This is a genomic window from Sphingobium sp. AntQ-1 (genome assembly GCF_028538045.1).
In the GTDB taxonomy this organism is placed as follows: Bacteria; Pseudomonadota; Alphaproteobacteria; order Sphingomonadales; family Sphingomonadaceae; genus Sphingobium; species Sphingobium cupriresistens.
The window spans coordinates 209,963-231,431 of record NZ_CP117158.1; the positions used below are offsets into that span (position 1 = coordinate 209,963).

General features: G+C 64.5%; 17 protein-coding genes, 1 tRNA gene and 1 pseudogene. 10 read left to right on the forward strand and 9 right to left on the reverse strand.

The genetic code is table 11. The annotated features are described in order from the left end of the window. Positions 1-69 precede the first annotated feature (69 nt). The 3 genes from sphantq_RS01055 to sphantq_RS01065 all read left to right on the forward strand — a co-directional run bounded on the left by sphantq_RS01055 (position 70) and on the right by sphantq_RS01065 (position 2,377). Complete coding sequence (locus tag sphantq_RS01055) at positions 70-360, forward strand: integration host factor subunit beta (RefSeq protein WP_066602948.1); 291 nt, start codon at positions 70-72, stop codon at positions 358-360. A gap of 79 nt (positions 361-439) precedes the next feature. Beyond that, positions 440-525: transfer RNA gene (locus tag sphantq_RS01060), tRNA-Leu, on the forward strand. A gap of 67 nt (positions 526-592) precedes the next feature. After that, entirely contained in the window at positions 593-2,377 is a 1,785-nt protein-coding gene (locus sphantq_RS01065; RefSeq protein ID WP_066602949.1) for a cation:proton antiporter domain-containing protein, read from the forward strand. On the opposite strand, the gene sphantq_RS01070 is transcribed toward sphantq_RS01065, so the two are convergent. From sphantq_RS01070 to sphantq_RS01085, 4 genes are all read right to left on the reverse strand, one after another. Continuing rightward, positions 2,374-3,318, reverse strand: a complete 945-nt coding sequence (locus sphantq_RS01070) for a glutaminase (protein ID WP_422932403.1) — start codon at positions 3,316-3,318, stop codon at positions 2,374-2,376. The genes sphantq_RS01065 and sphantq_RS01070 overlap by 4 nt on opposite strands. 63 nt (positions 3,319-3,381) lie before the next feature. Then, on the reverse strand, positions 3,382-4,236 hold the full coding sequence (locus sphantq_RS01075) for a hypothetical protein (protein WP_066602953.1): 855 nt from the start codon (positions 4,234-4,236) through the stop codon (positions 3,382-3,384). Positions 4,237-4,422: 186 nt separating this feature from the next. Then, the gene (gene alaS, locus sphantq_RS01080; RefSeq protein ID WP_272799358.1) at positions 4,423-7,077 is read right to left on the reverse strand and encodes an alanine--tRNA ligase; all 2,655 of its coding nucleotides are present in this window, start codon (positions 7,075-7,077) and stop codon (positions 4,423-4,425) included. Positions 7,078-7,216: 139 nt separating this feature from the next. Beyond that, positions 7,217-7,435: a hypothetical protein gene (locus sphantq_RS01085; RefSeq protein ID WP_066602573.1), complete on the reverse strand. Its 219-nt coding sequence runs from the start codon at positions 7,433-7,435 to the stop codon at positions 7,217-7,219. Between the two features lie 124 nt (positions 7,436-7,559). Between sphantq_RS01085 and sphantq_RS01090 the strand changes: the two genes are divergently transcribed. Beyond that, positions 7,560-8,341, forward strand: a protein-coding gene (locus sphantq_RS01090; protein ID WP_272799347.1) for an IS5 family transposase whose coding sequence is annotated in 2 segments (ribosomal slippage) — positions 7,560-7,884 and positions 7,884-8,341 — 783 coding nt in all. Because the reading frame shifts where the segments join, the coding sequence is not laid out codon by codon here. Here sphantq_RS01090 and sphantq_RS01095 read toward each other — a convergent pair. Continuing rightward, positions 8,319-9,404: a phytanoyl-CoA dioxygenase family protein gene (locus sphantq_RS01095; RefSeq protein ID WP_272799359.1), complete on the reverse strand. Its 1,086-nt coding sequence runs from the start codon at positions 9,402-9,404 to the stop codon at positions 8,319-8,321. The genes sphantq_RS01090 and sphantq_RS01095 overlap by 23 nt on opposite strands. A 119-nt stretch (positions 9,405-9,523) precedes the next feature. On the opposite strand from sphantq_RS01095, the pseudogene sphantq_RS01100 reads away from it, so the two are divergent. Further along, a pseudogene (locus tag sphantq_RS01100) lies at positions 9,524-9,770 on the forward strand (transposase); the annotation flags it as partial. Between the two features lie 4 nt (positions 9,771-9,774). On the opposite strand, the gene sphantq_RS01105 reads toward sphantq_RS01100, so the two are convergent. Continuing rightward, positions 9,775-11,046 carry a M24 family metallopeptidase gene (locus sphantq_RS01105; protein WP_272799360.1) on the reverse strand — a complete coding sequence of 424 codons (1,272 nt, stop codon included), beginning with the start codon at positions 11,044-11,046 and terminating at the stop codon, positions 9,775-9,777. Positions 11,047-11,219: 173 nt separating this feature from the next. On the opposite strand from sphantq_RS01105, the gene sphantq_RS01110 reads away from it, so the two are divergent. Then, the gene (locus tag sphantq_RS01110; protein ID WP_066602961.1) at positions 11,220-12,266 is read left to right on the forward strand and encodes a glycosyltransferase family 61 protein; all 1,047 of its coding nucleotides are present in this window, start codon (positions 11,220-11,222) and stop codon (positions 12,264-12,266) included. 2 nt (positions 12,267-12,268) lie between these two features. Here sphantq_RS01110 and sphantq_RS01115 read toward each other — a convergent pair whose 3' ends face one another. Together sphantq_RS01115 and sphantq_RS01120 are read right to left on the reverse strand one after the other, a co-directional pair. Next, positions 12,269-12,895: a glutathione S-transferase family protein gene (locus sphantq_RS01115; RefSeq protein WP_066605426.1), complete on the reverse strand. Its 627-nt coding sequence runs from the start codon at positions 12,893-12,895 to the stop codon at positions 12,269-12,271. A 71-nt stretch (positions 12,896-12,966) separates the two neighbouring features. After that, positions 12,967-15,078 carry a malate synthase G gene (locus tag sphantq_RS01120; protein ID WP_272800276.1) on the reverse strand — a complete coding sequence of 704 codons (2,112 nt, stop codon included), beginning with the start codon at positions 15,076-15,078 and terminating at the stop codon, positions 12,967-12,969. A 133-nt stretch (positions 15,079-15,211) separates the two neighbouring features. Between sphantq_RS01120 and sphantq_RS01125 the strand changes: the two genes are divergently transcribed. From sphantq_RS01125 to sphantq_RS01135, 3 genes are read left to right on the forward strand one after another with little or no spacing between them, the layout of a single operon-like run. Then, positions 15,212-16,135 (forward strand): LysR family transcriptional regulator, encoded by a 924-nt coding sequence (locus sphantq_RS01125; RefSeq protein WP_272799361.1) that lies wholly within the window; start codon positions 15,212-15,214, stop codon positions 16,133-16,135. Positions 16,136-16,146: 11 nt separating this feature from the next. Further along, complete coding sequence (locus tag sphantq_RS01130) at positions 16,147-18,414, forward strand: NADP-dependent malic enzyme (protein WP_272799362.1); 2,268 nt, start codon at positions 16,147-16,149, stop codon at positions 18,412-18,414. 39 nt (positions 18,415-18,453) lie between these two features. Next, entirely contained in the window at positions 18,454-19,164 is a 711-nt protein-coding gene (locus sphantq_RS01135; protein ID WP_443021515.1) for a L,D-transpeptidase family protein, read from the forward strand. A gap of 6 nt (positions 19,165-19,170) precedes the next feature. Here the strand turns inward: sphantq_RS01135 and sphantq_RS01140 are convergent, their stop codons facing one another. Beyond that, positions 19,171-20,061, reverse strand: a complete 891-nt coding sequence (locus sphantq_RS01140; RefSeq protein ID WP_272799363.1) for an EamA family transporter — start codon at positions 20,059-20,061, stop codon at positions 19,171-19,173. A 179-nt stretch (positions 20,062-20,240) separates the two neighbouring features. On the opposite strand from sphantq_RS01140, the gene sphantq_RS01145 reads away from it, so the two are divergent. Beyond that, positions 20,241-21,449 (forward strand): MFS transporter, encoded by a 1,209-nt coding sequence (locus sphantq_RS01145; protein ID WP_272799364.1) that lies wholly within the window; start codon positions 20,241-20,243, stop codon positions 21,447-21,449. Positions 21,450-21,469 lie beyond the last annotated feature (20 nt).

The following is a 21,469-nucleotide window of genomic DNA, read 5'->3' on the forward strand; positions in this document are numbered from 1 at the left end:
CCGATTGTCAACGCCTTGCGGAACCTCTATGCAGGACATGGGGCACGGCAGAGGGGCGCTGGAGAACCAATGATCCGTTCGGAACTGATCCAGAAGCTGGCCGAGGAAAATCCGGGGCTCAGCCTGCCGGAAGTGGAAAAGATCGTCGATCTCTTCTTCAGGGAAATTGTCGACCGGCTTTCCACCGGCGGCCGCGTGGAATTGCGCGGATTCGGTGCTTTCACCACGCGCGCACGCGACGCGCGCACCGGGCGCAACCCGCGCACCGGGGAACAGGTGCCGGTATCCGCCAAGCGGGTGCCCTATTTCAAGCCGGGCAAGGAAATGCGCGAACGGTTGAACGGCAAGGACGACGTCTGAGTCCATCCATCGTGTCGATCCATGGCTTGACCTGCCGCGCGCCAGCCGTCAGGGGAGACGCTGTCCAACGGCATTATGGGCGGACGTGGCGAAATCGGTAGACGCAGCGGACTTAAAATCCGCCTTCCCCTGGAAATGCGGGTTCAAGTCCCGCCGTCCGCACCATCCTCGATAATCGGTTTTTTCAACCAAAAGACTGGATATTGCGGCCCGCACCCGTAAGGATGGCGGCATGGCCGGTGCGATCAATCCCAATAGTTTCAGCGACTCTCTCGTCATCCTGGGGGCGGCGGGGCTCGTCATCCCCGGCTTCGCGCGATTGCGCATCAGCCCTGTCATCGGGTTCATCCTGGTCGGCCTGGCGGTCGGTCCGGCGGGGCTGGGATCGCTGGTCAGCCAATATCCCTGGCTCTACCATGTCACCATCTCGGACGGCGAGGCGATCGAGCCTTTCGCCGAACTGGGCGTCATATTATTGCTTTTCTCGATCGGCCTGGAACTGAGTTTCCGGCGATTATGGACGATGCGCGCGCAAGTGTTCGGCGTAGGCGCGACCGAACTGATCGGCGGGGCGCTTTTGATCGCGACCGGCCTCTATCTGCTGGGACAGCCGACCGCCGGCGCGATCGGCCTGGGCCTGGCGCTGGCGCTGTCGTCCACGGCGGTCGTGCTGCCGATGGTCGGTACGCAGAGCGCGGTCGGTCGCGCGGCCTTCTCCATGCTGCTGTTTGAAGATCTGGCGTTGGTCCCGATCATCTTCATGCTGGGCGCGCTCGCCCCATCCGTGGCCGCCAGCCCCGACGGCGCATGGAGCGAGATGGCCAATACGCTGATGAAGGGCGGCATCACCATCGCAGTGATGTTGGTGCTGGGCCGGTTGGTCCTGCCCCATATCTTCAGCCAGGCGGCGCGGACGAAAAGCCCGGAGGTGTTCCTGGCGGCCAGTCTGCTGGTCGTGATCGTCTCCAGCCTCGCCACCTCGATAGCGGGCCTCTCCCCGATCGTCGGCGCGCTGCTCGCCGGCATATTGATCGCCGAAACCGACTATCATAGCGAAGTCGAGGTGATGACCGCCCCCTTCAAGGGCCTGGCGCTGGGCGTGTTCCTGATTACCGTGGGCATGAGCCTGGACATCCGCGTCATCCTGGCCAACTGGCCCAGCCTGCTGCTCGCCGTGATGGGCGTGGTGCTGGCCAAGACGGTGGTGACATCGGCGCTGCTCTATCTGTCCGGCGTGCGCAAGGGCGTGGCGCTGGAGGTCGGGGTGCTGATGTCCAGCCCGTCGGAAACCACGCTGATCGTGTTGTCGACGGCCGCGGCGGCGCAATTGATCCTGCCGTCCACCGCCGCCTTCTGGCAGATCGTGACCGCCATCGGCCTGACCATCACGCCGCTGCTGGCGCGCATCGGTCATGACGTCGCCCGGCGGCTGGAAATGGCGATCGGCGAGGAGCGGATCGAGGCGACCGAGGATCATGTCGAGGCGGCGGCGGTCGTCATCGGCTTCGGCCGTGTGGGCCGCATGGTGTGCGACTTGCTCAAGGCGCACAAGCAGCGTTTCGTCGTGGTCGAATCCGACCCCGATGTGGTCGCGGAGGCGCGGCGGCTGGGCTATCCGATCCTGTTCGGCGACGTGGCGCGGGTGGAGATGCTCGACAGGCTGCGGCTGGGCCATGCCCGCGCGCTGATCCTGACGATGGACGATCCGGTCCTGTCGGTCCGCGTCACCAAGCGAGTGCGCGGATGGGTGCCCGACCTGCCGATCATCGCGCGCGCGCGCGACACCGATCATGCCGCACAACTCTACAAGGCCGGGGCGAGCGACGCGGTGCCCGAAACGCTGGAGAGTTCGCTGCAACTGGCCGAGACGGCGCTGGTTGACCTGGGCGTCGCCATGGGGCCGGTGATCGCATCGATCCACCAGACGCGCGAGGATCTGCGCGTCGGCATCAAGGAAGCGGCGCAGATGGAAACCGCGCCCAAGCTGCGGCGGCTGCGACCGGACGAGGTGGGCTAATCCCCCTCCTCCGGCGGGCTGAAGACCGACCAGCCGGTGCGCCGCGCCAAGAGTTCCAGCGCCTGGGTGCCAAGGCAGCTATTGCCGTTTTCGTTCAGGCCCGGCGACCAGACCGCGATCGATGCGCGGCCCGGCACGATGGCCAGAATACCGCCGCCCACGCCCGATTTTCCTGGGATGCCGACGCGGAAGGCGAAGTCGCCTGATGCGTCATAGTGGCCGCAGGTCAGCATCAGCGCGTTGATGCGCCGCGCGCGGCTGGGCGAAACCACCCTGCCCCCGTCCGGGTGTCGGCCGTCGAGCATCAGATAACGGCCCGCCAGCGCCAGTTGACGACAGCTCATCTCGATCGCGCATTGGTGGACATAGCTGCCGAGCACCAGATCGACAGGATGGCGGACATTGGAGAAGGCGCGCATATAATTGGCGAGCGCCATGTTGCGATAGCCGGTGGCGGTTTCGGACGCCGCGACATCCTCATTGATGGCGACGCTGTCGTCGCCGCTGAGATAACGCACGAAGCGCAGCATCTCGCCGATGGCGACGCGCGGCTGGTGCCCGCCCAGATTGACGTCGGACACGACGATGGCGCCGGCGTTGATGAAGGGATTGCGCGGGATGCCCTGCTCCCGTTCCAACTGGACGATGGAGTTGAAGGCGTTGCCAGACGGTTCCCGCCCGACCCGTTCCCAGAGCTGGTCGCCGACCTTGCCCAGCGCCAGGGTCAGGGCGAACACCTTAGACACCGACTGGATCGAAAAGCCGGTGTCGGCGTCGCCGCCCGTCAGCAAATCGCCATCCGCAGTGGCGATGGCGATCGCAAATCGGGCGGGATCGACCTTGGCCAGTTCGGGAATATAGTCAGCGACCTTGCCACGATCGGTCGCTTCACCCATCTGTGCGACGATATCTGCGATGATGGTCGAAAGCGCCGGCTTCATGCTTGTCCCCAGTCCAGCCGCAGCGCCTGCGGGCGTTGCGCGCCGGTCAGCCCTTAGCGATCGTCATTCGATCCAGATATCATCATTGCTGACATAAAGGATATTCTTGCCGCAAAAATTGATCGGCCGCGTCGTGCGGCCACCGCCGGCGAAGGTGACGCGAACGGTGTGGGTGCAGGTCGTGCCAGTGGAGAAATTCATCTGGCGGAACAGATTGGCGGCGAGCGGCCCGCTGGTGCGGAACCAGTTGGCGCTGGGCGTGCCCGAAGCGCCCATCATGGCGAATTCGACGATCGATTCGCTGCTGGCGTTGAACAGGCGGAAGGCGAGGTCAGCCTTGACCGCCGCGCTGCGCGCCGCATCGCGGCTCCCGGCCCGCTCTGCCGCGGCGCGGGCGCTGGCGCGGGCATCCCCGCCGGCGGGCATGGGGGCACTACCGGCCACCCGCGCCGACGCAGCGCGGGGCACCCGCGCCATGGACTGGCCGGTATAAGGCGTGCAACTGCCGGAGAAATTCGCCAGCGAGCCGGTGATGCGCAGGGTGCCGGTTTCACGGTTGAGCGACATGACCGGACTGAACAACCAACCGAAATAGACTTTGCCGGCGATCATCGACGGCGTCACTTCCAGCTTCTTGATTTCGTGCCAGCCGCGCTGGTCATCGTCACCCAACATCGCGTCGGGGATCAGCGCTTCGCCGCTATCGCCCGCGACCTTGATCCGAATGGCGTCGTCAAAGGGCACGCGACGGCTGTTGGACTGATTCTTCATCGTGCCGTCGGACTGTCGCACCTTAATCTGGGTGGTGACGAAGCGATCGCCCCGCCCACGGCAGAACAGATCGACGGTCGATACGGACGGCGCGGCTTGCAGCCCGATCGCGGCGACGATCGATGCGCTCAAGATGATGGCAACCACAATAATTCCCCCCCCAGACACAAACCCAGGCAGGGTTCATGCGACAGGTCAGGACAATGACAGAAAAAAGCGGACCGGCAAATAATTCAAGAGCATGAGGCCATGATATTCGGCGGCCTCACCCTTCATTTGATGTACGACGTCATTGGGATGACGAATTGGGATAAAGTCGCCACCGGCCCCGGATCAGGCCGGAACTTTGGCCAGCGCCGCCTTGACCGCATCGATCGCCGCCGCCGCCTTGTCCCCATCCGGGCCGCCGCCCTGTGCCATATCGGGACGGCCGCCGCCGCCCTTGCCGCCCAGCGCTTCGACGCCGACGCGGACGAGATCGACCGCGCTGATGCTGGCGGTCAGATCGTCGGTCACGCCGACCGCGATGGTGGCGCGGCCTTCGACGACTGCGACGATTGCGGATACGCCGCTACCCAAAGCCTTCTTGTTGCCGTCCACGATGCCGCGCAGTTCCTTGGGATCGAGGCCGTCGATGACCTGGCCCAGGAAGCTGACAGCACCGACCTGTTCGGGACCGGCCGGGGCTGCGCCCGATCCGCCGCCAAGGGCCAACGCCTTCTTCGCTTCGGCGAGGTCGCGTTCCAGCTTTCGGCTCTGTTCGACCAGCGCGGTGATGCGGGCCAGCACATCTTCGGGCGACGTCTTGAGCGCGGCGGCCGACTGGCGCAGCTTGTCGTCGCGATCGACCAGCCACAGGCGCGCGGCCTCGCCGGTCAGCGCCTCTATCCGGCGGACGCCGCTGGACACGGCGCTTTCCGACACGATCTTGAACAGGGCGATGTCGCCGGTCGCGCGGACATGGGTGCCGCCGCACAGTTCGACCGAATAATGATGCTCGTCCCCCTTGCCCATGGAAAGGACGCGGACTTCATCGCCATATTTTTCGCCGAACAGCGCCATCGCGCCCGCGCCGATCGCGTCGTCGGGCGTCATGAGGCGGGTCGTGACCTCCTCATTATGACGGATCTGCGCGTTCACATCCGCTTCGACCTTCGCAATCTGCGCATGGGTCAGGGCTTCGGGATGCGAGAAATCGAAGCGCAGGCGCTCGGCCGCGACCATGCTGCCCTTCTGCGTCACATGGCCGCCCAGTTCCTTGCGCAGGGCTGCGTGCAGCAAATGGGTGGCGCTATGGTTGGCACGGATGCGGTCGCGGCGTTCGACATCGACGGTCAACTGGACGGTGTCGCCCACCTTGACGCTGCCCGCGTTGATCGTCGCCTGATGGGCGTGGAGGCGGCCCAAGGGCTTGGACGTGTCGGCCACTTCGGCGGACAGACCGCCAAGCGAGGCGATCGTGCCCGCGTCGCCATTCTGGCCTCCGCTTTCGCCATAGAAGGGCGTCTGGTTGGTGATGATCGCGACAGTGTCGCCGACGGTGGCGCTATCCACGCGCACGCCGTCCTTGACGATGGCCTGCACTTCGCCTTCGCCCTGGGTGGAGGCGTAGCCGACGAACTCGGACGTGCCGAAAGTTTCGGCGATGTCGTACCAGATTTCGTCCGACGCCTTTTCCCCGGAGCCCTTCCAGGCGGCGCGGGCGGCGGCCTTCTGCTCCGCCATCGCGGCGTCGAAGCCGGCGCGATCGACCAAAAGCCCCTGAGTGCGGAGGGCATCCTCGGTCAGGTCATAGGGGAAGCCGTAGGTGTCGTAGAGCTTGAACGCGGTTTCGCCCGGCAACGTCGCGCCTTCGGCAAGGCCGGTGGTCGCTTCATCGAGCAGGCGCAGGCCGTTTTCCAGCGTCTTGCGGAAACGGGTTTCCTCGCGCAGCAGGGTTTCCTCGATCAGCGGCTGGGCGCGGACCAGTTCGGGATAGGCGCCGCCCATTTCCGACACGAGGCTGGAGACGAGGCGATACATGAGCGGGTCTTTCGCGCCGATGATGTGCGCATGGCGCATGGCGCGGCGCATGATGCGGCGCAGGACATAGCCGCGGCCTTCATTGGCGGGCAGCACGCCGTCCGCGATCAGGAAGCTGGTCGAGCGGAGATGATCGGCGATGACGCGGTGGCTGGCCTGAAATTCGCCATCCGTCGCGGTGCGGGTGATCGCGCCGGACTCCGCGATCAGCGCCTTGAACGTGTCCGTATCGTAATTGTTGTGCACGCCCTGCATGACGGCGGCGATGCGCTCCAGACCCATGCCGGTGTCGATCGACGGCTTGGGCAGTTCGCTGACGATCTCGTTGGCTTCCTGCTCATATTGCATGAAGACGAGGTTCCATATCTCGACGAAGCGGTCGCCATCTTCCTCCGGCGAACCGGGAGGGCCGCCCCAGATATGGTCGCCATGGTCGTAGAAGATTTCCGAGCAGGGACCACAGGGGCCGCTGTCACCCATCGCCCAGAAATTATCCTTTGTCGGGATGCGGATGATGCGATGGTCGGGCAGGCCGGCGATCTTCTTCCACAGGTCGAACGCCTCGTCGTCCGTGTGATAGACGGTCGCGGTCAGTCTGTCCGCGGGCAGGCCCCATTCCTTGGTCAGCAGGGTCCAGGCGTGGGTGATCGCCTGTTCCTTGAAATAGTCGCCGAAGCTGAAATTGCCCAGCATTTCGAAGAAGGTGTGATGGCGCGCGGTGTAGCCGACATTGTCGAGGTCGTTATGCTTGCCGCCTGCGCGGACCGACTTCTGGCTGGACGTCGCGGTCTTGTAGGGGCGGGTTTCAAGGCCCGTGAAGACATTTTTGAACGGCACCATGCCCGCATTGACAAACATCAAGGTCGGGTCGTTGTGCGGCACCAGCGGCGCGGACGGAACGATGGTGTGGCCGTTGGCCCCGAAATAGTCGAGGAAAGAGCGGCGAATGTCGTTGGTCGAGGTCATGGGGGCGATTTAGTGGGAAGCGGCCCGCCGCACAAGCGGGGGATTTCATCGCCCCGCCAACAGTTTTGCGACCTAGCCTCCTCTTGCCCTTCCACCCACCAACTGCCTAGGCGGCGTGGACAAATTGGCGGGCGTGAGCTTATCGCGGCTGACGGGCGATCTCGACTGCGGCCTCGATCAGGTTTGCGGCAACTTCCTTGCCGAAGGTGTTGACGGTGATGTGACCGTCATCCGGTATGCTGATGTCGAAGAGTGTAGTTCCGTCGCTTGAGAGCACCTCCAGACGTATGCCGTCGAAGTTTACGTCGGTTGCCCACTGGTATTCCGCAGTGCGATCTTCGAGTTTCAGCGTTCCCATATAAATAGCTTATCGCCTACCGGTCCGGTTTGCTATCGATCCCGCGCTGTAGGTGTCGGCCATCAGCGAAGACGATTGACGTAGCGCAGGCGGATTGATTCAAGGCTGCTTTTTGGAGGCAGGCTTGAGCAGGGGCGATCTCACTGAATCAGAATGGCGCGTTCTGAAGGCCTTGTTGCCCATCGAGCCTGAAAACCGTGGTCGAGGCAGGCCGCCCGAACAGAACCGCTCCATCATCAATGGCATCCTCTGGCGACTTCGTTGCGGCGCTCCGTGGCGTGACGTGCCGCCTAAATATGGCAGTTGGAACACCATCTATCGACGATTCCGGCGGTGGAGCGAGGCCGGGGTCTGGGAGGCGGTCGCCGTGACGCTGGCCGAGATCATGGCGGACAGCGGCCACTACAGCATCGACAGCACCACCGTTCGCGCCCACGTCTCGGCAGCGGGCGGAAAAGGGGGACTCATCGACGCGCTCTTGGCCGCTCGCGGGGCGGGTTCACAAGTAAGCTTCACTGCTTGGCTGATGCCCTCGGACGACCACTCGCCTTCATCCTGACGGGCGGTGAAGTGGCGGATTGCAAGGCATATGATGCCTTGATCGGCCTGCCAGAACGCGCACCTGATGCACTGTTGGCCGACAAGGGCTACGATGCCGACGCAATCCGTGCCGACCTCGCCAAACGGCAGATAGAGCCCGTAATTCCGGGCCGCTCAAACCGCAGGGTGAAGATCGAGCATGACCGAACGCTCTACAAGCAGCGCAACCGCATCGAGCGTATGTTCGGGCACCTCAAAATCAACCGTGCCATCGCAACCCGCTACGACCAACTGGCCAATAGCTTCCTCGGCATGGTCCATCTCGCCACCGCCAGATACTGGCTCAAATTTGTCCACGCCGCCTAAAGCCCCTGGCAAGACGACGCTTCCAGCTCAAAGCATCGGCCGGGACAGGAGCTGGCGGTTCCCGATTAACCGAACCGGCGACATCTCCCGACATGGTCGACGGGTCATCACCCTCTACACTTTCATTGTCGCCGCCAACATTTGCGGCGTCCATTTCGGCAAAATTATAGTGCTGGCTGCAATAACCCAGCCCTTTATGGAAGCGCACCTTCGCCAGATGCGGGTGAGTAGAGAAGAAATAGGGTTCGGTCGTCTGCGGACAAAAATGTCCGACCAAGCTTTGCCGCGTCAATTGCGGGTTGGTGATCGCCGAACCACCATGTGCAAGATCCGCATGCCAGACCAGAATATCGCCTTTTTTGGCCAGAAAACATTCAACGCCCTTGGCACTTTTCTGCGCGTTCTCTACCAGATGCGCGCCCCAAAGATTGTGCGTTTCCTGGCCATCTTCAGCCATGCTCCAATGTTTTCGATCGCCGCCGAAATTCCAGTCTGGCAAGCGATGCGAACCAGGCGCATAGAATAGTTCACCCGACCCCGGTTGAACGTCTTCCAGCGCGATCCAGCAGGCAGCCAGTTGCAGAGGCTGCTGCACGACGACATAGGCTGTGTCCTGATGCAGACCCTGCTGCGAACCCTGATCGAAACTCAGGCTCTGGAACAACAGCGGATCAGCGTCGAATATCAAACGAAGAAAATCGAACAATGCGGGAACATGAAATAAATCAAGCGCCTGCGGCAGCGCAACAAATGCATCCAGGACGCGTCCGCCCATGCGATCGGCGGGATGATCCAGACGCTTGGTGATATAATCCCGGTGACTTTGATAAATGATATCAGAGTTGCCATCGCGAAAGGACGTCTCGATGCGTTGCTGAAAAGCATCGACGAGTTCGTGCGAAGCCGCACCCTCCAAAATAATATAGCCGTCGGACGCGAATTTCTCGACCTGCGCCTTTTGTTGCAGGTTCAACCCTCGCGCCTGTATCTCTTGCTGCCAGTCCGATCGATCAATCCATAGACCGCCATATTTTGAATGAAACGACGGGACTTCTTCCTGCATAATCCACCATCCTAATCAAAGGCTAACAGCCCGATCCGAAAATTTCTGAATAATATTAGTATGTTGTGATTGGCTACGTTGACATTCGGCTCACGCCTCGTTGCGAAGAGATGGAGTGAATGGTGGCATGGACTGGTATTGCCCGGCGAGAGCATAGCCGGGCGGGATTGCGATATCCATCGGATACGAGAGATGCGGGGTGGGGGCTGGCAGCGCCATTTGCGCCTCCGGCAAGGCGTGGAGGTCGACCTCGATCGGCAGACATGCGCGAGGTTTTTGAACGCGATGCTCTACATCGCCGCAAACGGGTGCGCGTGGCGACTTTTGCCCAAATGCTTCCCACCAGTATCGACGGTTCGGCGCTACGTCCCTATCCAATCGGCTGCTCGATCGACACAGGCGGCCTCGAAAACCACGCCGGTCCCTGGGCCGTCATGTGGAAGCAATCCTCCATCCGCACGCCCATCACCCCCGGCAGATACAGGCCCGGCTCGTTGGAGAAGCACATGCCGATGTCCAGCTTCGTGGTTTCGCCGTGGACGAGGTTGACCGGCTCATGCCCTTCCATGCCGATGCCATGGCCGGTGCGGTGGGACAAGCCGGGGAGCGCGTAGTCGGGGCCGTAGCCCTGTGTCTCATACCAACCGCGCACTGCGTCATCGACCGATCCCGCCGGAACGCCGAGCTTCGCCGCCGCGAAGGCCATCGTCTGCCCCTCCGACACGTCGTTCCAGACCTTGCGCTGCTGGGCACTGGGGGCCGCGCCATAGACGAAAGTGCGGCTGATGTCGGACTGATAATCCTCGACCGTGCAGCCGCAATCCATCAGCACCACCTCCCCTGAGCGGACCGTCTGCGGCTTGCCCGATCCATGCGGATAGGCGGCCGCTTCACCGAGCAGGACGAGGTTGAATTCCACCTGCCCGCCCAGTTGCTTCGTCGCGGCGCTCATCAGCGCGCCGATGTCGGCGGGGGTCATGCCGGCCTTCACCTGCGGCCAGGTCCAGCGATAGGCGGCCATGGTGACGTCAGCGGCGGTCTGCATCAGTGCGACCTCGGCCTCCGTCTTGCGCATACGGATGGCGCGGGTGACAGGGTCTTTCACCAACGTCGCGGCGGGCAGCGCAGCCTTGACACCATCGACCGCGAAATAGCGGACCGTTTCCTCGATGCCAATGCGCCCCTTGGCCAGTCCCTTCACGGTCAGGTAATCGGCGATCGGCGCATAGGGGCTTTCGTGCTCCTGCCAGACGCGAACCTCCGCGCGGACGGAGAGCGATTCGTCGATAGAGGGTTTCTCGAAAAAGGGACAGACGACCAAAGGCGTACCGCTGGCCGGGATGACCAGCGCAGTCAGACGTTCCGACCGGCGCCAACGGATGCCGCTATAATAGATGAGGCTGGCGCCCGGCTCGACCAGCAGGGCGTCGATGCCGGCCGCCTGCATCATCTTCTGCGCGCGAGCAAGACGGTCCGCGCGCTCGGCCTTGCCGATCGGCGCAACACCGCCGGTCAGGGATTTGAGCGCTTCGCCCGCCTTATCCTGCGCAAAGAGGCGCGGGCTTATCAGCGATGTGGCGAGGCCGACGGCGGCGGTGCGCAGCAGGGTGCGGCGGTCTGGATGATAGGCGTTTCTGCTCATATTGTTTCCACGGCTACGTCGGCCAGATGGCTAACGCAGCCGGCGTGCGATCACAACAGCCGTCTCCCCTATCGGTGCGCAATCCACCGGGTCTGCACGCTGTCAAGCCTTGCCATCCTCCACTGGCCCTGCGAGGGCGTGTCTCAAACGGTAATATTCGGAGTCACGGCCGCATGGCAGAGCAGCTTTTTCTCAATTGGCCCAGCAACCGGCAAATTCCGCCCATGCCGATGCTGTGGAATGACGGACTGACTCATGCGATCGACCAAAATCATGCAGTGAAGCTGGACGCGCCGTCGGCAAGCATCTGGGCGTTCGAGGATGCGCAACTGATCGGCCCATGTATCCCGCCGGTCCTGCAAAGCCTGTCGGATGCCATGAAAAATGCGCTGTTTCCCGGCTATATCACCCGCAAATATGCCGACCAAAGCTATACGGGCCAGTTTCTGCAAGGCGGCGGAGAGCATAGGACGATCGACACCGCCTGGACGGTCTGGAACTATAATTGCGTCATTTACGGCCATTTCCTGCTGGAGGTGATGCCCCGCCTGCTGGTCATGCGCGCGGCGCACCGTGACAATCCATCGCTGGCCGCCATCCCGATCATCCTGCCCTCCAACGCGCCTTCCTATGCGCTCAAATGGATCAGCCTGCTGCTGCCCGACTTCCACGTCGAAACGAAGGCGCTACAGGATGTGCTGACCGTGCGCCGGCTGCTGATCCCCGGCTGGGGCAGTCGCTTCGTCTATTCCGATGTCGTCCAAGACGAACTGGAATTGCTGACGACGCCCTATCGCCAGGAAGGGATCCCTCGAAAGCGCATCTTCGTGGACCGGCGCGTCCAGTCCTATCGTATTCTGGCCAATAGCCAGGCGCTACAGGATATCGCGGCCAGTTACGGCTTTGAAAGTATCAGCCCGGAAAATCTGACGCTGGAACAGCAGATCGCGCTCTTCGCGTCGGCCGACGATGTGATCGGCGAATTTTCCAGTGCGCTGCACAACAGCATCTTTTCGCCCGCCGGATGCCGGGTGATGGCGATGAATTACATCACCGAATGCCAGTCGCGCATCGGCAATTTCCGCAAGCAGCGGGTCGGCTATATATTGCCGCGCGAAGGCCCGATCAGCTTCGATCCCAGCATAAAGGGCGAGCGCCATTTCGAAATAGATCCCGCCACCTTCGAGCGGAAACTGAATATCATGCTGAAGAGACAATAGGGTCAGGCATAGGCATAGGGGCCGCCGGCTGCCAGCGCGGCCGTGTAGGCAGGCCGCGCCTGCATGTCTTCCAGCCAGCGGATCAGATGCGGACGGCTGCTGTCAAGGCCGCCGCGTGCACGCGACGCTTCCAGCGGAAAGCTCATCATCATGTCGGCGGCGGTGAAGGCGTCGCCAGCGAAATAGGGACGGCTCGCCAGTTCCGTTTCGAGCCAGTCGAGATGATCGTCCAGCATCCTTTGCACCGTCGGTCGCGCAGGGCGGCCGAACAGGCCGAGCTTGCCGATGATGAGCAACGCCAGCAGCGGCGGCATCATCGATCCTTCGGCATAGTGCATATATTGGCGATAGCGGATCGCGCCGTCCGCATCGGCGGGCGGGCCGAAGCGGTTGCCGGCGCGGGCGACAAGATGCTCCATGATCGCGCCGGTTTCGATCAGGCGATGGCCGTCCACCTCCACTACCGGCGAACGGCCGAGCGGGTGGATGGCGCGCAGGCTTTCGGGCGCGCGCATCGTCTTGCGGTCGCGCTCGTAGCGGCGGACTTGATAGGGTTCGCCCAGCTCCTCCAGCAGCCAGAGGATGCGCTGCGATCGGCTGTTATTGAGGTGGTGGACGAGGATCGTCATGATGGCTCCCATGCTGCCCGCCGGTGAGGGCGTAACGCAGCATGGGAACCGCCACAACAGGTTTGGAAATGTTATGCGTCCTCCAGCGCCTCCGCCTTCTGTTCCGCGCGGAAGGCGTGGAGCAAAGGTTCGGTATAGCCGCTGGGCTGTTCGACACCCTCGAACACCAGCGCGCGGGCGGCCTGATAGGCCAGGCTTTCGGCTTCGCGGCCGCTCATCGGCTGATAGAGCGGATCGCCGGCGTTCTGGGCGTCGACCTTGGCGGCCATGCGTTGGAGCGCGGCATCGACCTGCTCCGCCGTGCAGACGCCGTGCAACAGCCAGTTGGCCATATGCTGCGAGGAAATGCGCAGCGTCGCGCGGTCCTCCATCAGGCCGATATCGTGGATATCGGGCACCTTGGAACAGCCGACGCCCTGATCGACCCAGCGGACGACATAGCCCAATATACCCTGCGCATTATTATCCAGTTCCTGCGCGATCTCCTCGTCCGAGAAGTTGCGGCCCACCGCGACGGGGATGGTCAGCAACTTGTCCAGCGGCGCGATCGCCTCCGCCTTGCGCTCCGCCTGGCGGGCGAAGACGTCGATGCGGTGATAATGGGTCGCGTGCAGCGTCGCTGCGGTCGGCGAGGGAACCCAGGCTGTGTTCGCGCCGCTCTTTGGGTGCGACGCCTTCTGCTCCAGCATGTCGGCCATGCGATCGGGCGCGGCCCACATGCCCTTGCCGATCTGCGCCCGGCCCGACAGACCACAGGCCAGGCCGATCTGGACGTTGCGATCTTCATAGGCGGCGATCCAGTCGCTCGTCTTCATCTCGCCCTTGCGGATCATCGGACCGGCCCGCATCGACGTGTGCATCTCGTCCCCCGTGCGATCGAGGAAGCCGGTGTTGATGAAGACGATGCGGCCGCGGACAGCCTCGATACAGGCGGCGAGATTGGCCGAGGTGCGGCGCTCCTCGTCCATGACGCCGACCTTGATGGTGTAGCGGGCCATGCCCAGCATATCCTCGATTCCGTCGAACAGGCGGTTGGTGAAAGCCGCTTCCTCCGGCCCGTGCATCTTGGGCTTGACGATATAGACGCTGCCGGCGCGGCTGTTGCCGCCGTCGCGCTTCAAATCGTGGAGCGCGATCAGGCTGGTGACGATGCCGTCCAATATGCCTTCGGGCGCTTCGTCGCCATCGGGCAGGCGGATCGCCGGGCTAGTCATCAGATGGCCGACATTGCGGACGAACAACAGGCTGCGCCCCGGCAGGGTGAAGCGGCCGCCGTCGGGCGCGGTATAGGCGCGGTCGGGGTTGAGCGCGCGGGTCATGGTCGCGCCGCCCTTCTCGAACGTCTCGGTCAGGTCGCCGCGCATCAGGCCCAGCCAGTTGGCATAGGCCGCGACCTTGTCCTGCGCATCGACGGCGGCGACGGAGTCTTCAAGGTCGCAGATCGCGGTCAGGGCGGATTCGAGGATGACGTCGGCTATGCCGGCCGGATCGGTCGCGCCGATCGGATGCGTGGCATCGAAGACGATTTCGATGTGCAGACCATTGTGGCGGAACAGGCGGCCCTTCTCGCTGGCGCCGACATATTGGGTCGGATCGCGCAGGATGATGGCGTCGCTGGACAGGTCGGCCCAGCTACCACTCGCCAGCGGGATCGCATCGTCCAGGAACGCCTTGGCCCAGGCGATGACCTGTGCGCCGCGCGCGGCGTCATAGCCCTTTCCTGCCGCCGCGCCCGGTATCGCATCGGTGCCGTAGAGCGCGTCATAGAGGCTGCCCCAGCGCGCATTGGCGGCGTTGAGCAGGAAGCGGGCATTGAGGATCGGGACGACCAGTTGCGGCCCCGCCAAACGCGCGACCTCGTCATCGACATGGTCGCTGCCGATCCGGAACGGTGCGGGTTCGGGGACCAGATAGCCGATCTCGCGCAGAAAGGCCTGATAGGCGCTGGCGTCATGCGGCTGGCCCCGGCGCTGGTCGTGCCAGTCGTCTATCTGCGCCTGCATCGTGTTGCGCTTGCGCAGCAGGGCGGCGTTGTCCGGCGCGAAACGGGCGAACAGGTCCGCCGTGCCCGCCCAGAAGGCGTCCGGCGCGATGCCGGCGCAGGGCAGCGCGCGGCTGTCAATGAAATCGGCCAATGGCTCGGCGACCTGAAGGCCGGCCTTGTCGATCATGCGGTCGGTCATCGTCTTCTCCTGCTCCATCCTTCGTCCTTCCCGCGCAGGCGGAAAGGACAACTGTTGCGATAGCGATAGCCGATTCCCATTATGCCGTGTATACGCTATTATACGAATACAGTCATTCCTGTGGTGAACGAATATGATGGATCCCGATCATGAACTGTTCGTATGCGTGGTGGACGAGGGCGGACTGGCGGCGGCTGGACGGCGGCTGCATGTCTCGCCCGCGATGATGTCCAAGCGGCTGGCGCGGCTGGAGGAGCGGCTGGGCGCCAAGCTGGTGCATCGCACTACGCGGCGGCTGGCGCTGACCCCGGCGGGCGAGCGGCTCCATGCCGACCTGCGCGGCATATTGGCGGCGCTGGACGAGGCGGAGCGGCGCGTGTCGGGCGCGTCGGCGGTGGCGAGCGGGCCGCTGCGCATCACCGCGCCGACATCCTTCGGGCGGATGCACCTGGCGCCCTATCTTCAGCGCTTCATCGACGCGCATCCCAGGGTGGAACTCAGCATCGACCTGTCGGATGATTTCAGCGACCTGATCGAAAGCCGCGCGGACCTGGCCATCCGCATCACGGCCGATCCGGGGGCCGCCCTGACCGCGCGCCAACTGGCGACCAATCGCCGCATCTTGTGCGCCGCGCCCGCCTATCTGGACCGGTTCGGCGTGCCGGAGACGATTGCGGATCTGAAAGGCCATCGCCTGCTGGCCGCAGACGGACAAATGCCTTGGCGGCTGGTCGGACCGAAGGGGCCAGTGGTGGTCGAGGAACACAGCCATGTGCGCACCAACAGCAGCGAACTGGTGCGCGAACTGGCGCTGGCGGGCGGCGGCATCGCGCTGCGATCGCTCTGGGATATCAGCGCGGCGCTGGCGCAGGGCGAACTGCGCCAGATCGTGCCGACGCATGAAGGGTCGAACGAGGTCGCACTGTTCGCGGTGCAATTACCGCAAGCCAATCCGCCGCGCGCCATCACTGCCTTCGTCGATTTTCTTGTCGGACTATACGCCCCCATCCCCCCTTGGGAGCTATCGGCGGTTGCCCTAGCGAAACGCAGTCACTAAGGCGCATTTCCATGGACGATAACACCCGCCGCGCCGCTCTCGACTATCATCGCTATCCCCAGCCCGGTAAGCTCCGCATAGAGCCGACCAAGCGCATGGTGAACCAGCGCGATCTGGCGCTGGCCTATTCGCCCGGCGTCGCCGCGCCCTGTGTGGAGATCGCCGCCGATCCCGACAAGGCGATGGACTATACCGCGCGCGGCAATCTGGTCGCCGTCATCTCCAACGGCACCGCCGTATTGGGTCTGGGCGCGATCGGCGCGCTGGCATCCAAGCCGGTGATGGAGGGCAAGGCCGTCCTGTTCAAGAAATTCGCCGATATCGACGTGTTCGACATCGAACTGGATACGACCGACCCGGACAAGTTCGTGGAGGCCGTGGCGCTGATGGAGCCGACCTTCGGCGGCATCAACCTGGAAGACATCAAGGCGCCCGAATGTTTCGCGATCGAAGCGCGGCTGAAGGAACGGATGAACATTCCGGTCTTTCATGACGATCAGCATGGCACCGCCATCGTCGTCGCCGCCGCCGTGCGCAACGCTCTGGTGCTGCAGGGCAAAACGCTGGCCGACGCAAAGCTGGTGACGTCGGGCGCGGGCGCGGCGGCTTTGGCCTGTGTCGACCTGCTGGTGTCGATGGGCCTGCCGATCGAAAACGTCACCATGACCGACAAGGATGGCGTGATCCATGCGGGGCGCGAAGGCATGTTGCCCAACATGGCGCGCTATGCCCGCACCACCAATGCGCGCACCCTGCCCGATGTGCTGCCGGGCGCGAACCTGTTCCTGGGGTTGTCGGCACCGGGGGTTTTGAAGCCCGAATGGTTGCCGCTGATGGCGCCCAATCCGCTGATCTTCGCGCTCGCCAATCCGGAGCCGGAAATCCGCCCGGAAGCCGCGCGCGAAGTGCGGCCGGACGCGATCATCGCCACCGGCCGGTCGGACTATCCCAACCAGGTCAACAACGTCCTGTGCTTCCCCTATATCTTCCGCGGCGCGCTGGATTGCGGCGCGACGCAGATCAACGAGGCGATGAAGGTCGCCGCGGCCGACGCCATCGCAAACCTCGCCCGGATGCCCGCCCATGACAGCGTCGCGCAAGCCTATGGCGGGCGCAGGCTGGTGTTCGGCGCCGACTATATCATCCCCACCCCCTTCGACCCGCGCCTGATCGGCGAGATAGCGGTCGCGGTGGCCCGCGCGGCGATGGAGAGCGGCGTCGCGAAGAAGACGCTGGACCTAGAGGATTACAAGCGCAGCCTGTCGCGCCAGAGCGCGCGGTCGGGCCAGTTGATGCTGCCGGTGTTCGAAGCCGCGCGCGGCACCGGATGCCGCATCGCCTATGGCGAGGGCGAGGACGATCGCGTGCTGCGCGCCATTCGCGACGCGCTGGACGAAGGCATCGTCCGCCCGACCATCGTCGCGCGCCGCCGCATCCTGGCGCAGAAGCTGCCCGAACTGGGGCTGAGCTTCGACCTGGACCGCGATGTCGAGGTGATCGATCCGGAAACCGACCATCTGGTGATGGGCGAACTGGTCGAGGCCTATCGCACGGTCGCGTCGCGCCGCGGCGTGCCGGCCGACGAAATATTGCGCCATGTCTATCGCCGCCCCACCATCACCGCCGCGATGCTGTTGCAGACCGGGCGGGTCGACGCCGCGCTGGTCGGCGGGCGGTCCGAATATTGGGGGCAGGTCGAACATGTGCTGCGCATCATCGACCGCACGCCCGGCCACAGCCGCGTCTATGCGTTGTCGGGCCTGATCCTGGACGCGGGCGCGCTGTTCATCACCGACACCCATATGGTGCCGGACCCGACGCCGGAACAGATCGCCGAAATGACGTTGCTGGCGGCGACGGAAATCCAGCATTTCGGGCTGACGCCGCGGGCGGCCCTGCTGTCCCACTCCAATTTCGGCGCGTCGCACACCGACAGCGCGCGCAAGATGCGCAAGGCGTTCAAGATCGTGCGCGACGCCGCGCCCGAACTGGCGGTGGATGGGGAAATGCATGCCGACGCGGCGCTCAGCCAGGCGTTGCGCGAACGGCTGATCCCCGATTCGCGGTTCGAGGGGCCGGCCAATTTGCTGGTCATGCCGAACCTCGACGCGGCGAACATCACGCTGACCGCGCTGTCGGCCTCCTCCAGTTCGCCCACGGTCGGGCCGATGCTGATGGGCCTGAGCAAGCCGATCCATGTGCTGACGCCCGGCGTCACCTCGCGCGGCATCCTGAACCTGACCGCGATCGCAGCGGCGGAAGTGGCGCGGGAAGGCTAGGATTAACCTTTGGCGCCTATGCTGGCCGGGCATGGAGGCATGAGGATAGAGATGGCGGGTTTCCTGAAACAGGTCGGGCCGAAGCTGGCGATCGGCGGGATAGTGGCGTTGACCGGCCTGGTTGTGTTCGCGTCGATCGATCGGCCGGCGCTGGAAGGCCATGCGTCGTCCGAAACGGCGGCCGCACCCGCCGCTACACCCTCCCCTCCCTCCGTCCCCGCCCCTGCCCCCGCCAAGCCGATCGAGCGGCGCAGCGACCAGGGCATGGCGGTCGATCCGGGCGCGTTGCGGGTCAAGCGCGTGCTCAAGATCGACGGGCCGTTCCGCCATGGCGACTATGCCTGGGACGAACAGGGCGCGCCGGCGACCGGCCCCGTCATCATCACCGTCGACCTGCGCGCGCAGACCCTGTCGGTGTTCCGCGCCGGCTATGAGATCGGCGCGGCGGTGATCCTCTACGGCGCGACCGACAAGCCCAGCCCCAAGGGCGCTTTCCCGATCATGGCGAAACATGCCGATTATTTTTCGCGCACCTATGACAATGCGCCCATGCCCTTCGCGCAGCGGCTGACCAGCGACGGCGTCTTCATCCACGGCAGCGACGTGCAATGGGGCCGCGGCACCCATGGCTGCATCGGCGTGCCCAAAGAGTTCGCCGAAAAGCTGTTCGGCGTAACGAAGCTGGGCGACATGGTGGTGATTACCGATGGCAAGATGCTGGACGTCAGCCAGGCGCAGGTGAGCGGTTAAACCCGCTTATTGCGGCGCGTCTTCGATGGCGGGCTTGTGTCCGACCGTCAGGGCGCTCCCGGCTGACGCCGCCATGATGCAGAGGATCGCGATCCACTGGAGCGGGGTCAACCGCTCGTCCAATATGATGAAGCCGGCCAGCGCCCCGACGGCCGGCGACGCGCTGACCAGCAGCCCGAAGACATGGGCGGGCAGGCGCCGCATAGCCTCCATCTCCAGCGAATAGGGCAAGGCGCTCGACAGGATGGCGATGACCAGCCCGACGAGCAGGACGCCGGGCGACAGCAGCGCCGCGCCTGCATGGGCGACGCCCAGCGGCAGGACGAGGATCGCCGCGGCCAGCATCCCCCAGGCGACGGCATCCCCGCCAACGACGCCCGACACCCGCTTGCCCGCCACGATATAGAGTGCCCAGCACAGGCCGGCCGCGCAGGCGAAGGCGACGCCGACCGGATCGAGCGGGGCGTCGCTGCGCAGCGGCAGCAACAGCAGCAGGCCGGCCACCGCCGCCGCCAGCCAGCAGAAATCGCGCGGCCGCCGCGCCCCGAACAGCACGACCGCCAGCGGCCCCACCACCTCGATCGCGATGGCCACACCCAGCGGTATGCGCTCGAACGCCAGATAGATGCACAGGTTCATCAGACCCAGCGTCGCGCCATAGCCGGCCAGCCACCAACCTGCGCCCACAGGCACGGACCACCGCCACGGCCTGCGCAACAGCCACAGCAAGACCGCCGCCAGACTGATGCGAAGCGCCGCGACGCCGGCCGCGCCGAGCAGCGGAAATATCGTCTTGGCGAAGGCCGCGCCGAAATTGACCGAGATGAGCGACGCGAGCACCGCCCCCGCCCCCAGCAGCGCCGCCCTGTCGCCGTCCTGTCCGTCATGTCTGTCCATGTACGGAGCCTATAGACGATCCATCGCGCCAGGCGAGCGGCTTGCGCACCGCCGCACCAATTGCGCCAACCGGCGACGCAGATGCAGAAAACTCATACGAATGCAGGGTTGACCAGCGCTGTCACTAGGCCCATTTGCGACGCTTCCGTACATTTTTGCATTGCAGCATGGAGCTTGCCATGGGCGCTTCCCAGACCGCGCTTCCCCATCAGACGCATCCCGCGCTTGTCCTGTTCGCCCTGGCGGTCGGCGCGTTCGCCATCGGCACCACCGAATTCGCGTCGATGAGCCTGCTGCCCTTCTTCGCCCGCGATCTGGGCATCGACCTGCCGACCGCCGGCCATGCGATCAGCGCCTATGCCCTGGGCGTGGTCGCGGGCGCGCCGGTGATCGCCGCCTTGGGCGCACGCCTGCCGCGGCGGACGCTGCTGATCGGCCTGATGGCGATGTTCGCGCTCGCCAACGGCTTGTCCGCCCTTTCGCCCAGCTATCATTGGATGCTGCTGTTCCGGTTCCTGAGCGGCGTGCCGCATGGCGCCTATTTCGGCGTCGCGGCGCTGGTCGCCGCCAATCTGGTGCCGATCGAACAGCGCACGCTGGCGATCGCCAAGGTCATGTCGGGCCTGACCGTGGCCACGGTGATCGGCGTGCCCGTCGCCAACTGGATGGGGCAAGTGCTGGGCTGGCGCTCCGGCTTTTTCGTCGTGGCGGCGCTGGCCGTGGCGACGGTGACTCTCGTGGCGCTCTACGCCCCGCGGGACGCTGGCGACACAAAAGCCAGCCCGATGCGCGAGTTGACGGCGCTGGCCAAGGGGCAGGTCTGGCTGACCCTGCTGACCGGCGCGATCGGCTTTGGCGGTCTGTTCGCCGTCTATACCTATGTCGCCTCGACCATGATGGAGGTCACCCATGTGTCGGAAAGCTACGTGCCGCTGATCCTGGCGATCTTCGGCATAGGCATGACATTGGGCAATCTGGTCGTCGCCTGGCTGGCGGACAAGGCGCGCAACCGCACCGTCATCGGCGTGTTGCTGTGGAGCGCCGCGTCACTGGCGCTGTTCCCGCTAATGGCCGGCAATATCTGGACGCTCAGCCTCAACATCTTCCTGATCGGCATCGGCGGGGGGCTGGGCACGCCGTTGCAGGCGCGGCTGATGGACGTGGCGGGCGAAGCGCAGACGCTGGCGGCGGCGTTGCACCATAGCGCCTTCAATATGGCCAATGCATTGGGACCGTGGCTGGGCGGCCTGTCGATCGCGGCAGGCTATGGCCTCGTTTCGACGGGCTGGATCGGCGCCGCGCTGGCGCTGGGCGGCCTCGCCGTCTTCCTGCTGGCGATCATGCTGGAACGGCGCGCACCGGGCCTGATCCCCGCCGCCGCCGAATAAGCCGCTTTCGCGCCGCATCG

Coding starts and splice junctions, on each gene's coding strand:
- sphantq_RS01055 (WP_066602948.1), top strand. CDS start 70: ATGATCCGTTCGGAACTGATCCAGAAGCTGGCCGAGGAAAATCCGGGG.
- sphantq_RS01065 (WP_066602949.1), top strand. CDS start 593: ATGGCCGGTGCGATCAATCCCAATAGTTTCAGCGACTCTCTCGTCATC.
- sphantq_RS01070 (WP_422932403.1), bottom strand. CDS start 3,318: ATGAAGCCGGCGCTTTCGACCATCATCGCAGATATCGTCGCACAGATG.
- alaS (WP_272799358.1), bottom strand. CDS start 7,077: ATGACCTCGACCAACGACATTCGCCGCTCTTTCCTCGACTATTTCGGG.
- sphantq_RS01085 (WP_066602573.1), bottom strand. CDS start 7,435: ATGGGAACGCTGAAACTCGAAGATCGCACTGCGGAATACCAGTGGGCA.
- sphantq_RS01095 (WP_272799359.1), bottom strand. CDS start 9,404: ATGCAGGAAGAAGTCCCGTCGTTTCATTCAAAATATGGCGGTCTATGG.
- sphantq_RS01105 (WP_272799360.1), bottom strand. CDS start 11,046: ATGAGCAGAAACGCCTATCATCCAGACCGCCGCACCCTGCTGCGCACC.
- sphantq_RS01110 (WP_066602961.1), top strand. CDS start 11,220: ATGGCAGAGCAGCTTTTTCTCAATTGGCCCAGCAACCGGCAAATTCCG.
- sphantq_RS01115 (WP_066605426.1), bottom strand. CDS start 12,895: ATGACGATCCTCGTCCACCACCTCAATAACAGCCGATCGCAGCGCATC.
- sphantq_RS01120 (WP_272800276.1), bottom strand. CDS start 15,078: ATGACCGACCGCATGATCGACAAGGCCGGCCTTCAGGTCGCCGAGCCA.
- sphantq_RS01125 (WP_272799361.1), top strand. CDS start 15,212: ATGATGGATCCCGATCATGAACTGTTCGTATGCGTGGTGGACGAGGGC.
- sphantq_RS01130 (WP_272799362.1), top strand. CDS start 16,147: ATGGACGATAACACCCGCCGCGCCGCTCTCGACTATCATCGCTATCCC.
- sphantq_RS01135 (WP_443021515.1), top strand. CDS start 18,454: ATGAGGATAGAGATGGCGGGTTTCCTGAAACAGGTCGGGCCGAAGCTG.
- sphantq_RS01140 (WP_272799363.1), bottom strand. CDS start 20,061: ATGGACAGACATGACGGACAGGACGGCGACAGGGCGGCGCTGCTGGGG.
- sphantq_RS01145 (WP_272799364.1), top strand. CDS start 20,241: ATGGGCGCTTCCCAGACCGCGCTTCCCCATCAGACGCATCCCGCGCTT.